The sequence below is a fragment of the Acholeplasma oculi genome (assembly GCF_900166985.1).
GTDB lineage: Bacteria > Bacillota_I > Bacilli_A > Acholeplasmatales > Acholeplasmataceae > Acholeplasma > Acholeplasma oculi.
This window is the reverse complement of sequence record NZ_FUZK01000001.1, coordinates 19093-33329: the sequence shown is the minus strand read 5'-3', so window position 1 is coordinate 33329 and position 14237 is coordinate 19093. Positions and strand designations below refer to the sequence as shown.

Below are 14237 nucleotides of genomic sequence, written 5' to 3'. Positions count from 1 at the left end.
CAATTTAGGTACTGTGTATTGCACATAACTAGTATATCATAGGTACTGTGTTAAACACAATACCTTTGCTCAAAAAAAATTAGATGAATTTTTCACCTAACTTTTTTTACTTTAGTCTTTAATTAATGTTGTAGAATGTTCGAAGTTTTTACTCTTATCTGGGAATAATAAATTTGTGATCGACTGAACAGCTGTTGCAATTTCACCTTGACCAGTAGAAATTAATTTAATTTTACCAGGGTAATCTATACCATTACCAGCAGCATAAATACCATCGACACTTGTTTTCATTGTAGAATCCACATGGATTAATCCTTTTTCCCCTGTTAAACCCCACTCTTCAAGTTTAGATTTTGATAACACGAATCCATAATTAACAACAATATAGTCACAGTCAATTTGAATTTCCTCATGTGTTTTCGCATGTTTTAAAACAATCTTATGCGCGGTATTACCGTCTCCTAAGACATCTGAGACGATGTAAGGTGTTAGAATATGACCCTTTTGTTTAAATGCTTCTACAGTTGCTTCTAAAGCTCTAAACTCATCTCTTCGATGTACTAATGTTACATCAGGTGTATGATCGAGTAAATCTAATGCCCAATCCAGTGCAGAGTCACCACCACCTAATACAACCATCTTCTTACCTTTATAAGTGTTTAAGTCTTGCATAAAGTAAATGATATTATCAAATGTTTTATCGAGTTTTAATTTTTGAGGAACAAATCCACCACCACCATGTGCGATAATAACGAATTTTGTTTCAAATACTGTTTGATTGGTTGTTACAACAAAATAATCATCTTTTTTAACAATCAACAATGCTTCTTGATGATAATAAATAGGAACTTCTTTTTTAAAACGTTCATACTGTTTCATTTGTCCATCGATATAATCTTTTGCAGTAATCTTTGGAAATCCTGGAATATCATAAATATGTTTATCTTTATATACAGCGGTTAATTGACCACCGGATTCTCCACTGGATTCAATAACTGCTGCATTCAGTTTTCTAAGTCCTGCTAAAAATGCGCCGTATAAGCCTGTTGGACCTGCACCAATAATTAATAAATCTAACATGAAAACACCTCTTTATCTTTAAAGATTATAACAAACTTCTGATAAGTTCTTATAACTTATGCTTTTTAGATGAAATTATGTTAATGAAACCAAAAATAAAAAAACATCTAAATTTGATTTAGATGTTTAGTTCATTCTGATTCTTTGAATTAATTCTTTGGGTATGGATAGGTAAACCACATATGCAATAGCTATTTTAATGAGATCAAATCCATAATATGGAATGAATAAAATAAGTGCTTGCATCATAGTTTGATTGGTTGCTAGTATGAATCCTATAATACCAAAAAGATATACCATACCTAAACCAAAGATGAATATAACAAGCAAATCTCTTGGTATAAACTTTGTTTTCGACTTAAAAAACGATATTCCTAATGCCACCCATGGGAATCCTAATAAGAATCCTCCAGTTGGTAAAAAGACTGCTCCCATACCACCACCTGATGTAAATACAGGAACACCTATGAATCCTATCAATAAATAAACTGTTACAGATAAGAATGCATCCACTGGTCTTAATAACAAACCGATTAAGATAATCATCATCGTTTGAAGTGTAAAACTCACCGGAGGTACAGGTATTTGAATGAATGTCGATATCACAATCAGTGCTGCAAATGTCGATATCACGATTAAACGCTTAAGTGTCATTGTTAAAAATAACTTTCTAAAAGATTTGCTGTGAGTTTGGATAATACTTGTCTAACATTTAATACCTTTTTTGTTTCTCTAAAAATTGATGTAGCTTTAAAGTTTTGGAATAATATTTGATTGAGATTAAGTCCGATACCAATAATGACATAATCAAATTTCTGACCTGAACTTTGTGTCTCTATTAATATACCGCATAACTTTTTATCATCTACATATACATCATTAGGTTCTTTAAAATAAACATCTAGTCCATATGAACCCAAGAGACTAAATATTGAACTTTTAACCCATTCTTTGATGAGTGTAATTTGGTTGAGTGGAACATCTTTTAATAGTAACGAACATAATAAATTCTTACCTCTAGCACTATTCCATGTGCGCTCAAATTGCCCTCTACCTTTTGTCTGATAATCTGCTCGAACAATTGTAAATGAATTTAAACTTTGATAGTTCGCTTTCAAATAATCACTTGTTGAGTTAACTTGTTTAAATTCAAGCAACTTAACTTTAGCCATAAATCAACCTATAGCAAAACTAATATCTGCTTCACAAGCGAGTTCATCATTAACCCAAGCTTTAGCACTACCAAATCCAAAGGAACCTCGGATTTTAGTTAAAACAGTTTCTACTTTTAAGGTATCTCCTGGTAGAACTTGTTTTCTCCATTTAACATTGTTTGCACCAGTGAAGAAACCAATTTTACCTTTGAATTCTGGAATACTTAAAAGGGCGATTGCACCTACTTGAGCCATGGTTTCAAGAATTAATACACCAGGCATCACGGGATAATTCGGGAAATGTCCTTTAAAATAGTATTCATCTATATTCACATATTTAATACCCACACATTTTTCTTTAACAACGAGTTCAACAACTTCATCTACAAGTAAAAAAGGATCTCTATGTGGTAGTATTTCTTTAATTTGTTCTTTATTCATTAATGCCATTAGGATACCTCATATTTCTTGAATATTAATACAGCATTTTGTCCACCAAAGCCAACATTAATATTCATTGCATAAGTTAAATCTCTTTGAACAGGTTTATTAACTGTATAATTTAAATCACACTCTGGGTCAAATGTTTCATAATTTATAGTTGGTGGAATGATACCTTCATTCAATGCCTTGATACAAAAGATACTTTCAACAGCTCCGGTTGCACCTAGCATATGGCCTGTTGCTCCTTTTGTAGAAGAGATATTGATGTTTTTAGCATGTTCACCAAATGCCTTTTTAATGCCTAATGTTTCAATTTTATCATTTAATAAAGTTGATGTTCCATGTGCATTGATATAACCTACTTGTTTTGGGTCAACCATACCATCATTTAAAGCCACTTGAATTGCACGTGTTAAACCTTCTGCATCTGAATCAGGAGCTGTCATATGAAATGCATCTGATGTTGCTCCATATCCTGTGATTTCAGCATAAATTTTAGCTCCACGTTTTAGTGCACTTTCAAGTGTTTCTAAAACCAATACACCACTACCTTCACCCATTACAAATCCGTTTCGATTAAGATCAAAAGGACGTGATGCTTTTTTAGGATCTGGTTCTGTAGATAATGCTTTTAATGCAGCAAAACCACCAATACCAGTTTCATTAATGGATGCCTCAGCGCCACCTGCAAATGCAAAATCTAAATAACCATCTCGAATACTTCTAAATGCTTCACCTATAGAGTTTGTTGCAGCACTACATGCTGTAACAACCGGTATATTCGGTCCTTTTACTTGGAATTTAATAGAAATCATACCACCAACCATATTCACAATAGAATTTGGTATAAAGAAAGGAGAAATTCTATCTACTCCTCTTAAGGCTTTAACAGAAATATCAGCTTCCATCGTTTGAAGTCCACCAATTCCTGATGTAACATAGATACCAAAACGATATGGGTCGTAATCATTACTTGTTAAACCACTATCTTTGTAGGCTTGGATTGCAGCGATTGTACCTAAAACCATAACACGGTCACTTCGTTTAATTTCTTTTTTATCTAAGTAATCTTCAAAATTTATATTTTTGAGTTCACCGGCAATTTTGATTTTAGAATTGGATGTATCAAATAATGTAATATGATCAATTCCACATGTACCGTCTAATACGGCTTTAAACGATTCTTCTACAGAATTACCTACTGGATTGATCGTACCTAAACCAGTTACAACGACTCTTCTTTTCATAAGTTCGTCCTTTCTTTTAAAAACTAAATAGTTAATCCACCATCTACATCAACTACTACACCTGTAATATAACCTGCATCAGGTGAGGATAAGAATCCTACAAGATTTGCAATATCTTCAGGTTGACCATAAGTACCTAAAGCAATATGTTTTAACATTTCTTCACGAACTTGTGGAGGTAAATTTCTAGTCATTTGAGTTTCAATAAACCCTGGTGCAATCGCATTAACTGTAACACCACGGGATGCAAATTCTTTGGCTAAAGTTTTTGTCATACCAATGACACCCGCTTTAGCAGCTGCATAATTGACTTGACCAACATTACCATACTCACCAATGACAGAAGCAATGTTAATTAATCTACCATAGCCTGATTTGAGTAATACTCTAGCAGCGTGTTTAGATACATTAAATACACCCTTAAGGTTCGTTTGAATGACTCTGTCAAACTGATGTTCGCTCATTCTTAAAATAAGTCCATCATCTGTGATACCAGCATTATTAACAACAATATTTAGAGTTCCGAATGCTTTAACAGTTTCTTCAATTAAAGCTGATGCGGATTCAAAATTAGATACATCCGCATAAATTGCTTTTGCACGCACTTGATAAGTTTCTGATAATTCTTTTGCAACTTTCTCTGCTTCTTCAGGTCCTATAAAATAGTTGACAACAATATCTGCACCCATGGATGCAAGTTTTGTTGCAATTGCTTTACCTATACCTGTAGAACCACCTGTAACTAATGCAACTTTATTTTTTAAACTCATATAAGTATCTCCTTTATTTTATCTAAATCTTCATAACGTGATACATTATAAACATTTAAATTAGGGTTAATTTTTTTTACTAAATTAAATAAAACATTACCAGGACCTATTTCTAAGAATGTATCAAATCCATCATTAACCATTTGTTCAATGGATTGTTTGAAGTAAACAGGCATTTGAACTTGATTCTTGATTTCTTGAAATACATCTTGTTGTTTCAAAACAGATGCATCTGTATTTTTATAAACTGGAACAACTGGTTCGTTTACTTTGAATGCTTTAGCAAAAATTTCAAGTAATTCACCAGCTTCTTTCATATAAGGTGAATGAAATGCACCAGATACATTAAGAATCATTGCACGTTTAGCACCTAAATTCTTGGCTTCAATTGTTGCAAGTTCTATAAGTGTTTTATCACCTGAAATGACTAGCTGTCCGGGTGCATTATAATTTGCTGGTACTAAGAATTTTTCATTTGATGAGATTCTTTTACATAAGTCTTCAATAATCGAATCATCAAGTTGTAAAATTGCAGCCATGGATCCTGGATATTTTGATGAAGCTTTTTGCATCAATTCTGCACGTTTATTAATAATTTTCAAGATATCTTCATCACTAAAAATTTTGGATGCATATAATGCAGTGTATTCTCCTAATGAAAATCCTGTATATCCCTTAGGTTTTAATCCAATGCTTACTAAGTAGTCATGGATTAACATTTCAACAACGACCATTAATGGTTGTGTATATCTTGTATCATTGATAAGTTCTTGATTACTTAATAGATTGAATAGGTCAAGTTCAAGCATTTGACAGTAGGAATCGAGTTTGTTTTTTAATACAGGTATTTTTTCAATAAAATCTAGACCCATACCAGCAAACTGTGCACCTTGACCCGAAAATAAAACAGCTAGTTTCATAAGATTTCTAATGATTCCTTATACGTGTTAACATCATCAAATAATTCACTCAGTATTTGTTTAACAGGACGAATATTTTTAACCATACCTGCGATTTGTCCTGCCATGAATGAACCGTTGTCTTTATCCCCATTAAATACGGCTTTACGAAGTGAACCTAAAGTAAGTTTTTCTAGTTCTTCTAAAGGAACTCCTTCTTTTGTTAATCTTAAGTACTCTGTAGCCATTTTATTCTTTAATACACGAACAGGGGCACCTGTACCTCTACCTGTAACAATCGTATCTGTGTCTCTAGCATCAACAACTTTTAATTTATAGTTTTCATGGATAGGTGTTTCTTCTGCAGCTAATAAAACAGTACCAATTTGAACACCTTTTGCACCTAAAGCAAAAGCTGCTAAAACACCTCTTTTATCAGCAATACCACCCGCAGCAATCACAGGAATTGTAACTGCATCAACAGTTTGAGGAACGATTGCCATTGTAGTCAATTCACCAATATGACCACCCGCTTCAGTACCTTCTACAACAACAGCATCAGCACCAGCTCTTTGCATTCTAATAGCAAGCGCTACAGATGGAACAACAGGAATAACGATAATTCCAGCAGCTTTCCATTTTTCCATATAAGGTCCAGGGTTTCCTGCTCCTGTTGTAACAATTTTAACGCCTTCTTCAATAACAACATCTGAAATATCTTTAGAATGAGGACTCATTAACATGACATTTACACCAAAAGGTTTATCTGTTAATGCTTTAGTTTTTCTAATTTCTTCTCTCACCCATTCTGCATCATTTCCACCAGCTCCAACCAATCCTAAGCCACCTGCGTTAGAGACTGCTGCTGCAAGTTGATGTGTTGCAATATTAGCCATACCACCTTGTATGACTGGGTACTTTGTACCAAATAATTCTGCTACATTTTTCATATTAAATTCCTCAAATGTTTAGGATTGAAGCGCCCCATGTGAAGCCTCCACCAAATCCTATTAACAATGCTTTCTTTTTTTCTTTGTTTTTGTCTTTATATTCATCTAATAATATTGGAATACTTGCGGATGAAGTATTTCCATACTCATCTAGATTAATTAAAAACCTGTCGAGTGGTAATCCCATATCTTTAGCAACACTTTGGATAATTCTAAGATTTGCTTGGTGCGGGATAATCACATCTATGTCATCTAAACTAAGTTTAGCACGTTTTAATACAGAATCAATGGCTTTTGGCATAATATCCACAGCAAATTTATAGACTTCACGGCCTTCCATCTGCACTTTTGGATTAATCCATAAAATTCCTGTGTCATCTCCTCTTGATCCATTAAAGAAAAATATAGAATCGTTAACATCTGTACTTGGTTCAATAATTGCAGCACCTGCACCATCTCCAAAAAGAATTGCTGTTGAACGGTCTGTCCAATCTAGAATACTTGACATATGCTCTGAACCAATGACAAGTGCTGATTTATATATACCACTTGATAACATACTGGATGCAACTTCAAGTGCATATACGAATCCACTACATGCTGCGTTTAAATCAAATGCAACGATGTTTTTATGATTCAAGCCCAGTTTGGCTTGAACTAAGTTTGCAATTGAAGGTGTTTTAACAGGGGAAGTAATACTTGCAACAATGATGAGTTCAATATCTTCTTTATTAAAATTCACTTTTTCAATTGCTTTTAATGCTGCCTCATAAGCCATGTCAATTGCGGTTTCAGTTTCAGCAATATGTCTTCTTTTAATACCTGTTCTTGTTGTTATCCATTCATCGTTTGTATCTAAGATTTTAGAAAAGTCTTCATTTGTCATAACTTTTGTAGGAGCATAACGCCCTGTTGATATTAATTTTATTGGAATTTGTTTCATTATGATGTCACACTTTCTTCGTAAACGCCCATTTTTCTAAACTTTTTGTATCGGTCATCAAGTAATTTAGTATGTGGTAATTTAGATAGTTTTTTTAATTGTTTTTCTAATGCTTTTTCTAGGTTCTTATAACCAATCATGGGGTTCGTATTAAGACCTTCCCCTTCTAAAATTATTTCATCAATAATACCTAGTTCTTTTAAATCAGGTGCTGTCAATTTCATTAACTCAGCAGCTTCTTTGGCTCTTTGACTATCTTTAAATAAAATAGATGCAAATCCTTCAGGTGATAATATTGAATAGATGGAGTTTTCAAACATTAAGACGGTATCACCAACACCAATAGCAAGCGCTCCACCAGAACCACCTTCACCTAAAATAATCACAATGATAGGTGTTTTTAATTTCATAGACTCTTTTAAATTAAGTGCAATCGCTTGAGCTTGTCCACGTTCTTCAGCACCTATGCCAGGATATGCTCCTGGAGTATCTATAATTGTAATAATTGGTCGATTAAATTTTTCTGCTTGTTTCATTAAACGTAATGCTTTTCTGTAACCTTCAGGATGTGGCATACCAAAGTTTCTTTTAATTTTATCTTCTGTATTTTTTCCTTTTTCTTCAGCAATAACAGTGACTGGACTTCCATGAAATGTTGCAACACCACCAATGATTGCTAAATCATCACCAAATAGTCGATCACCGTGAAGTTCTAGAAAATCAGGAAATAAATTTGAAATAAGATCGGTCGCAGTGGGTCTATCTGTACTTCTAGCAAGTTTAACTCTATCCCAGACATTTAAATTACTCATATCTTTTTTCCTTCCTGATGATGTATTTTTAACAAGAAAGAAAGTGTTTCAATCATATTTTTTCTTAATATGACTAAATCCACTTGTCCTTTATTTAATTGAAAAACATCCGTTTGAAAACCCAGTGGTAAATCTTGTCCTATTGTTTGCTTGATAACTCTAGCACCAGCAAAACCAATCAAACTGGATCTTTCCGCAATATTAATGTCACCTAAACTGGCATAACTTGCTGCAACTCCACCTGTTGTTGGATTCGTTAATACAGATATAAAGACAAGTCCTTTTTCATCAAGTCTGTTTAAAGCTGCAGAAGTTTTAGCCATTTGCATTAAAGAAAGAATACCTTCTTGCATACGTGCACCACCGGATGCACTAAATATAATTAAAGGTAACATGTTATCAGCTGCATGTTCGATAAGTCTCGTAATTTTCTCACCAACGGCAGATCCCATAGAACCCATCATAAAGAATGAATCAAGGACTCCAAAAGCAACTTTCATACCTTTAATTGTTCCAACACCCGAGATAAATGCTTCATTAAGCTTGGACATTTTTACACCTTTAATGAGTTTATCTTCATAATCAGGCATGGATAAAGGGTTTAGTGAGGTCACTAAACTATCTATCTCTTGAAAACTTTGATCATCTAAAGTGTATAAAATTCGTTTTCTAGCAGGTATTCTAAAGTGATAACCACAGTAAGGACATACCTCTAAGTTTTTTTCTAAGTCTTTATTATAAATAGCAGAATTACACTGTTCGCATTGTGTAAATACACCATCAGGTATATCTACAGGTTTCGTTTCAATAGGTTTCTTTTTGATCAGTTCTTGAAACTTAAGTAAACGAGCTTTACGTTCATCCAATAAGTTCTTCATTATACTCACCTTGTATTAAACCATTAAATTTTGCGATAAAACCTGTATCATATGTACCTTTAATAAAGTCAGGTGCATGCATGATTGCATATTGATATTCAATATTTGTTGTAATTCCATCAATAACAAGTTGTTCTAATGAAACTCGCATTTTACGTATAGCTTCTTTTCTGTTTGGAGCAAATACAATTAACTTACCAACCATTGAATCGTAAAAAGGAGGAACGTCATAGTCTGGATAAATATGGGAATCAAAGCGAACATTAAAACCTCCAGGGAATAACACTTTCTTGATTCTTCCTGGTGTAGGCATAAAATTGTTCAATGGATTTTCAGCATTAATACGACATTCAATTGCGTGTCCTAAGATTTTTAAATCCTTTTGTTTAAATGATAGTTCTTTACCATATGCAACTTTAATCTGTTCTTTAACTAAATCAATACCTGTAATCATTTCAGTTACAGGATGTTCTACTTGAATACGTGTATTCATTTCGATAAAGTAAAAGTTTTTTCTTTTATCCACTAAGAATTCAATCGTTCCAGCACCTTCATAACCAACAGATTTTGCAAGTTTGACTGCAGCAAGTCCCATTTTCTTTCTTAAATCGTCATTTAAAATTGCACTTGGTGCTTCTTCAATAAGTTTTTGATTACGTCTTTGCATTGAGCAATCACGTTCAAATAAATGAACAACATTACCTTTTGAATCTCCCATGATTTGAACTTCGATATGTCTTGGATTTTCAACAAATTTTTCAACATAAACAGATTTATCTCCAAACGATGTTTCAGCTTCCATTGAAGTCATTTCAAATGCTTTTGAAAATTCTTGATCATTATAACATACTGAAATACCACGACCACCACCACCAGCACTCGCTTTAATCATTACTGGATATCCAATTTGTTTAGCAATTTTAATTCCGTCCTCTTTAGTTTCAATGATACCTTCTGAACCTTCAACAACAGGAACACCTGCTGCTTTAGCAATCATTTTCGCTGTAGCTTTATCACCTAATTTACTAACAACGTTAGATGAAGGACCAATAAATTTAATTCCGGTTGCTTCAACCATCTCGATGAATTTAGGATTTTCAGATAAAAATCCGTACCCTGGGTGAATAGCGTTACAACCTGTTGCAATCGCAGCACTTAATACTGCTTGCATGTTTAAATAACTGTCCTTAGACCTTGCAGGTCCAATACAGACAGCTTCATCTGCTAATTTTGTATGTAAACTTGACTCATCCGCTTTAGAATATATTGCAACAACAGGAATACCTAATTCTTTACATGCTCTAATTACCCTAACAGCAATTTCCCCACGATTTGCAACGAGTATCTTATTTTGCGCCATTATTGCACCACAGTGAATAAGATATCATCAAATCCTACAACATCACCGTTTTTGAATAAAATCTTTTCAATTTTACCGTCTACAGCTGATGTGATCTCATTCATGATTTTCATCGCTTCTACGATACAAACCACTTGTCCTTTTTTAACTGTGTCTCCTACTTTAACAAATGGTTTACCGGAAGGAGTTGATGACTCATAAAAAGTTCCAACAAGTGGAGATTTAATACTTTGGGCGTTGGGATTTAGTGTAGTGGTCGTTATCACTGGTACATTATTTGTTTGTTGCACTGGATTCTGAACTTCTACTTCTGTTGATTTGTTTTCTAATAGTTGTTCTTTATTCTTGGATAGTTTTAATTTTACATTTTCAGTTTCTAATTCTAATACAGTCAAAGTTGATGACTCAAAATCTTTTATGATGCTTTTAATTTCATTTAGTTTCATAATATTCTCTCTATATTTTTTTTAGTTAAAGTCATAATTACATATTGTATCATGTATTCGTTTAAGAATACTTCACAAGACATTTTAATTTACTTCGTAAGGTCGGGTATTTGAACTTCAAACATCTTGAAATTCAAACTTATTTACATTCTATCACTTTTCGTTTATTTGTCAATTATTTTGATGTTCAAATTATTGAAAGTGTTTACATTTATAGCATAAAAAAAACTCAATCGATAGATTGAGTTTTAAGTCTTTGCTTTAACTTACAAAAGGTCTGTCATCATCTTTTTCTGCAACAGGTTGATCACTTTTTGGAAGATCTTTTTCAATTTTAGAATCCTTGGTTACTTCCTTTTGTTGATTGATTGATAAACTGTATTTTCTGTAATTTCCATAACCTTTAGAACCATCATAAATTAAATATGCACCACCAAATAGTGAAATAATTAATAATAACCAAGCAATCCACTCCTCGTTAAAATTCTCAATACCAATGATTGCTGCACCAAGTGCAAATATACCGATATGAGACCAGAATTTGATTTGCTCAGTTTTCTCATCCAAGAACACTACAGAATAAAGATAAATAATTGCTCTAGATAAAAGAATGAATACTAATATGTATTTATACGCCATACTCCAAATGGAGTCAGGTTGTATACCAGATTGAAGCGCTTCAACTCCCACATAGGTTAATATACCACCTAGAATAAAATCTAGTACAATTTCAACAATATTAATTGTTCTAAGTATCTCTTTTTTAAGTGATTTAACAAGTGGTACAACTCTAAATAGTGAAAATACTATAATAACAATACCTGTAATTAAAAATACCAATTCTTTTGAGAAAAACATAGTGAATCCTACACCAATTAAAATCGCTGCTAAAATCCACTTTAAAAGCCAACCATAAGAAGCTTTCATAATCATACACCTAACCTTTCAATAGTATTATACCTCATTTTCTAAAAGCCCATAAAAAAAACTCTTAAATCATCTTGATTGCACCTAATGGTTTGACCAACAATGTCTTTAAGAGTTTATTATATTAATTATGCACCAGTTTCTATATCTTTGATTTGACTTTCAACTGTTTGATTGTAGATATATTTAAAACTAACAAATACACCAACGATATTTCCAACAACACAGAACATGATATCTTGAAGGAATCCGGAACTCAGTTCATCTATAGCTAGTATTTCTCTAAGTGTATAACCCTCAGCTCCTGCATACATTGTCCATATGAATAATAACGATCCAACCCCAACTAAAATAGAAATCACACCAATGATTATAGGTACAAATCCTTTCTTTGGTCCTTTACCTTTTTTATACATATAAAATGACATAAATGGAATGATTAAATAGAGGAACCAAGACATAAATCCTGCAAAATATATAATGATTGAAGGAAGCGCACCAAGTATTGCTCCGATAAGTGCTAAGAATAAACTCGGTAAGAATTTATCACTTGATAATTCTGCTTCCTTTTTTAATGCTTCTATCTTATGGTTAGCATCTAATTTATACTTCTCAAGATTCGCTGGAATCATCAACCCTAGAATCTGATACTGCGTATTCATATAAGGCAATTTAAATGAAAGTTCACCTGTTGCTTCAAGTTCTGGATTAAAAATATCTTTATCTTCGTTTTGAAACCCAAGTGTTTTTAAAATATCAACAACTTTGGTTAATTTTTCAATTAAACCTTTTTTTCTATAGTTAATTGTAATGACTCTGCCTTCACCATGTACTGCACCAACTAAAACATTATAACCAAATCCTAAAGAATTTTTAATTGCTTTCACATCAGTAGGTCTAATGTTTTTATTCAGGTATGTAGAAACCATATACTGTTTGATTCCCAACATTTGAATATAAGTGATTTGAAACTCGATTCCATCAACAAAAAAGCGATAATTCCCGCCCTTTTCGGTTGCACCTAAAGCAGATGCCAATTGTTCTATTTTCATATATTTCCCCTTGTTTTATGATTTTAAAGTTATTGTAACATAAATACTTTTTAAAGTCATGACAAGTTATAATGTTTTTACAATTTTTATTCTTGCAATCAACATTGTTGCAATCACGAGTAAAGATAAAATCATGACAGGGATAAAGATAACGTTTAAAGCAATGTTAGCATCTATCATAGCACTAGTATAAAGATTACCTAAAACAGCTGCAAAACCATAGCTTAAATACATATTTCCATACGTGCGATTAAAACTATTTTTACCAAATACATCTTTAGTAATTATTGGCATTAACGATAACCATCCACCTACTGTTGCCCAACTTAATGAAATAGTAACAACAAACATAAGTGTGGTATTTAAATTGAATAAAACATATAAAGCTGAAATCAGTATAGTGATCATTGATAAGAATATGATCGAGAACTTTAGACCCAATTTATCATATATGAATCCAAAAAGAGGTCTTGATAATCCATTGCATAAAGCAAACAATATCATAAATAGACTAATTTCTGAAATACTTAATCCAAAATACTCTATTCCAATATATCCAGTTAATCCAATCATGGATAATCCAAACATAATACCAATCATAAATATCACAAAAAATAATGAAAACATTTTTTTATTTGCATGATAAACAACTTCTTTTTGTCTTTTATAAAGAAGTTTAACATGGATATTATTCAATAAAAAGTACATCAATAATGATAAAATGATTAAACTTGAAATTCCAAAAATAATTAATGTGTTAGAAAAACCCTGAGTTGAAAAAAGCATTTGGAGTAAAGGTGCTGTAATAACAGTAGACAATCCAAAGCCACCCACAGTTAATCCAACAGCTAAACCTTGATTTTTATCATATACCGTTTGAATGATTTGAATAGGTATACTATATAAGATACCTACTCCACTACCAATCATTAATCCATAACTTAATGTAAATATCAGATAGTGTGTTGCAAATGCTGAAATGATATAACCTAATCCAATTAACAATATACCGGTGATTAAGAATAACAAGAAATTTCTTTTTGTCATATATCTTCCAGTAACCATGACCATCAGTGCGAAAACTGCAAGAGATGTAAGATAAGGAATTGAACTCTCAGTATGTGTTAATTGTAATTCATTTTCTAAAAAAACTCTAATGACACTATAGGCATATACTGTTCCGATAATTAGTTCTACAAATATTCCAGAAATAAGGATCATAAGTCTTTGTTTTGGTTGTAATGTTTGCATATATTCACCTTTTTATACGAATCA

At 32.5% G+C, this 14237-nt stretch carries 16 protein-coding genes; all 16 read right to left on the bottom strand.

The genetic code is table 11. The annotated features are described in order from the left end of the window. Positions 1–111 precede the first annotated feature (111 nt). Entirely contained in the window at positions 112–1080 is a 969-nt protein-coding gene (locus B5X49_RS00175; protein ID WP_045749202.1) for an NAD(P)/FAD-dependent oxidoreductase, read from the bottom strand. 126 nt (positions 1081–1206) lie between these two features. Then, on the bottom strand, positions 1207–1734 hold the full coding sequence (locus tag B5X49_RS00170; protein ID WP_052669955.1) for a biotin transporter BioY: 528 nt from the start codon (positions 1732–1734) through the stop codon (positions 1207–1209). 2 nt (positions 1735–1736) lie between these two features. Next, positions 1737–2252 (bottom strand): biotin--[acetyl-CoA-carboxylase] ligase, encoded by a 516-nt coding sequence (locus tag B5X49_RS00165; protein ID WP_052669952.1) that lies wholly within the window; start codon positions 2250–2252, stop codon positions 1737–1739. Between the two features lie 3 nt (positions 2253–2255). Beyond that, positions 2256–2684, bottom strand: coding sequence for a 3-hydroxyacyl-ACP dehydratase FabZ (gene fabZ / locus B5X49_RS00160; RefSeq protein ID WP_045749201.1), 429 nt, complete (start codon positions 2682–2684; stop codon positions 2256–2258). Further along, a complete protein-coding gene (fabF, locus tag B5X49_RS00155; RefSeq protein WP_045749200.1) occupies positions 2684–3925 on the bottom strand; it encodes a beta-ketoacyl-ACP synthase II in 1242 nt (413 codons plus the stop codon). The genes fabZ and fabF overlap by 1 nt, the downstream gene beginning before the upstream one ends. A 23-nt stretch (positions 3926–3948) precedes the next feature. Further along, positions 3949–4695 carry a 3-oxoacyl-[acyl-carrier-protein] reductase gene (gene fabG / locus B5X49_RS00150; RefSeq protein ID WP_045749199.1) on the bottom strand — a complete coding sequence of 249 codons (747 nt, stop codon included), beginning with the start codon at positions 4693–4695 and terminating at the stop codon, positions 3949–3951. After that, complete coding sequence (locus B5X49_RS00145) at positions 4692–5615, bottom strand: ACP S-malonyltransferase (protein WP_045749198.1); 924 nt, start codon at positions 5613–5615, stop codon at positions 4692–4694. The genes fabG and B5X49_RS00145 overlap by 4 nt, the downstream gene beginning before the upstream one ends. After that, positions 5612–6544, bottom strand: coding sequence for a nitronate monooxygenase (locus B5X49_RS00140; protein WP_045749197.1), 933 nt, complete (start codon positions 6542–6544; stop codon positions 5612–5614). The genes B5X49_RS00145 and B5X49_RS00140 overlap by 4 nt, the downstream gene beginning before the upstream one ends. Positions 6545–6554: 10 nt before the next feature. After that, entirely contained in the window at positions 6555–7487 is a 933-nt protein-coding gene (locus B5X49_RS00135) for a beta-ketoacyl-ACP synthase III (RefSeq protein ID WP_045749196.1), read from the bottom strand. Then, positions 7487–8299 carry an acetyl-CoA carboxylase carboxyltransferase subunit alpha gene (locus tag B5X49_RS00130; RefSeq protein ID WP_045749195.1) on the bottom strand — a complete coding sequence of 271 codons (813 nt, stop codon included), beginning with the start codon at positions 8297–8299 and terminating at the stop codon, positions 7487–7489. The genes B5X49_RS00135 and B5X49_RS00130 overlap by 1 nt, the downstream gene beginning before the upstream one ends. After that, entirely contained in the window at positions 8296–9177 is an 882-nt protein-coding gene (accD, locus tag B5X49_RS00125) for an acetyl-CoA carboxylase, carboxyltransferase subunit beta (protein WP_052669949.1), read from the bottom strand. The genes B5X49_RS00130 and accD overlap by 4 nt, the downstream gene beginning before the upstream one ends. After that, entirely contained in the window at positions 9158–10537 is a 1380-nt protein-coding gene (gene accC, locus B5X49_RS00120) for an acetyl-CoA carboxylase biotin carboxylase subunit (RefSeq protein WP_045749194.1), read from the bottom strand. Before accC ends, accD begins: the two co-directional genes overlap by 20 nt. Beyond that, positions 10537–10983 carry an acetyl-CoA carboxylase biotin carboxyl carrier protein gene (accB, locus tag B5X49_RS00115; protein WP_045749193.1) on the bottom strand — a complete coding sequence of 149 codons (447 nt, stop codon included), beginning with the start codon at positions 10981–10983 and terminating at the stop codon, positions 10537–10539. The genes accC and accB overlap by 1 nt, the downstream gene beginning before the upstream one ends. Positions 10984–11244: 261 nt before the next feature. Beyond that, entirely contained in the window at positions 11245–11916 is a 672-nt protein-coding gene (locus tag B5X49_RS00110; protein WP_045749192.1) for a hypothetical protein, read from the bottom strand. Positions 11917–12038: 122 nt separating this feature from the next. Then, positions 12039–12962, bottom strand: coding sequence for a hypothetical protein (locus tag B5X49_RS00105; RefSeq protein WP_045749191.1), 924 nt, complete (start codon positions 12960–12962; stop codon positions 12039–12041). Positions 12963–13028: 66 nt separating this feature from the next. Next, complete coding sequence (locus B5X49_RS00100; protein ID WP_045749190.1) at positions 13029–14213, bottom strand: MFS transporter; 1185 nt, start codon at positions 14211–14213, stop codon at positions 13029–13031. Positions 14214–14237 lie beyond the last annotated feature (24 nt).

Coding starts and splice junctions, on each gene's coding strand:
- B5X49_RS00110 (WP_045749192.1), bottom strand. CDS start 11,916: ATGATTATGAAAGCTTCTTATGGTTGGCTTTTAAAGTGGATTTTAGCA.
- B5X49_RS00170 (WP_052669955.1), bottom strand. CDS start 1,734: ATGACACTTAAGCGTTTAATCGTGATATCGACATTTGCAGCACTGATT.
- B5X49_RS00165 (WP_052669952.1), bottom strand. CDS start 2,252: ATGGCTAAAGTTAAGTTGCTTGAATTTAAACAAGTTAACTCAACAAGT.
- B5X49_RS00135 (WP_045749196.1), bottom strand. CDS start 7,487: ATGAAACAAATTCCAATAAAATTAATATCAACAGGGCGTTATGCTCCT.
- B5X49_RS00100 (WP_045749190.1), bottom strand. CDS start 14,213: ATGCAAACATTACAACCAAAACAAAGACTTATGATCCTTATTTCTGGA.
- fabF (WP_045749200.1), bottom strand. CDS start 3,925: ATGAAAAGAAGAGTCGTTGTAACTGGTTTAGGTACGATCAATCCAGTA.
- accC (WP_045749194.1), bottom strand. CDS start 10,537: ATGGCGCAAAATAAGATACTCGTTGCAAATCGTGGGGAAATTGCTGTT.
- B5X49_RS00145 (WP_045749198.1), bottom strand. CDS start 5,615: ATGAAACTAGCTGTTTTATTTTCGGGTCAAGGTGCACAGTTTGCTGGT.
- accB (WP_045749193.1), bottom strand. CDS start 10,983: ATGAAACTAAATGAAATTAAAAGCATCATAAAAGATTTTGAGTCATCA.
- B5X49_RS00140 (WP_045749197.1), bottom strand. CDS start 6,544: ATGAAAAATGTAGCAGAATTATTTGGTACAAAGTACCCAGTCATACAA.
- fabG (WP_045749199.1), bottom strand. CDS start 4,695: ATGAGTTTAAAAAATAAAGTTGCATTAGTTACAGGTGGTTCTACAGGT.
- accD (WP_052669949.1), bottom strand. CDS start 9,177: ATGAAGAACTTATTGGATGAACGTAAAGCTCGTTTACTTAAGTTTCAA.
- B5X49_RS00130 (WP_045749195.1), bottom strand. CDS start 8,299: ATGAGTAATTTAAATGTCTGGGATAGAGTTAAACTTGCTAGAAGTACA.
- B5X49_RS00175 (WP_045749202.1), bottom strand. CDS start 1,080: ATGTTAGATTTATTAATTATTGGTGCAGGTCCAACAGGCTTATACGGC.
- fabZ (WP_045749201.1), bottom strand. CDS start 2,684: ATGGCATTAATGAATAAAGAACAAATTAAAGAAATACTACCACATAGA.
- B5X49_RS00105 (WP_045749191.1), bottom strand. CDS start 12,962: ATGAAAATAGAACAATTGGCATCTGCTTTAGGTGCAACCGAAAAGGGC.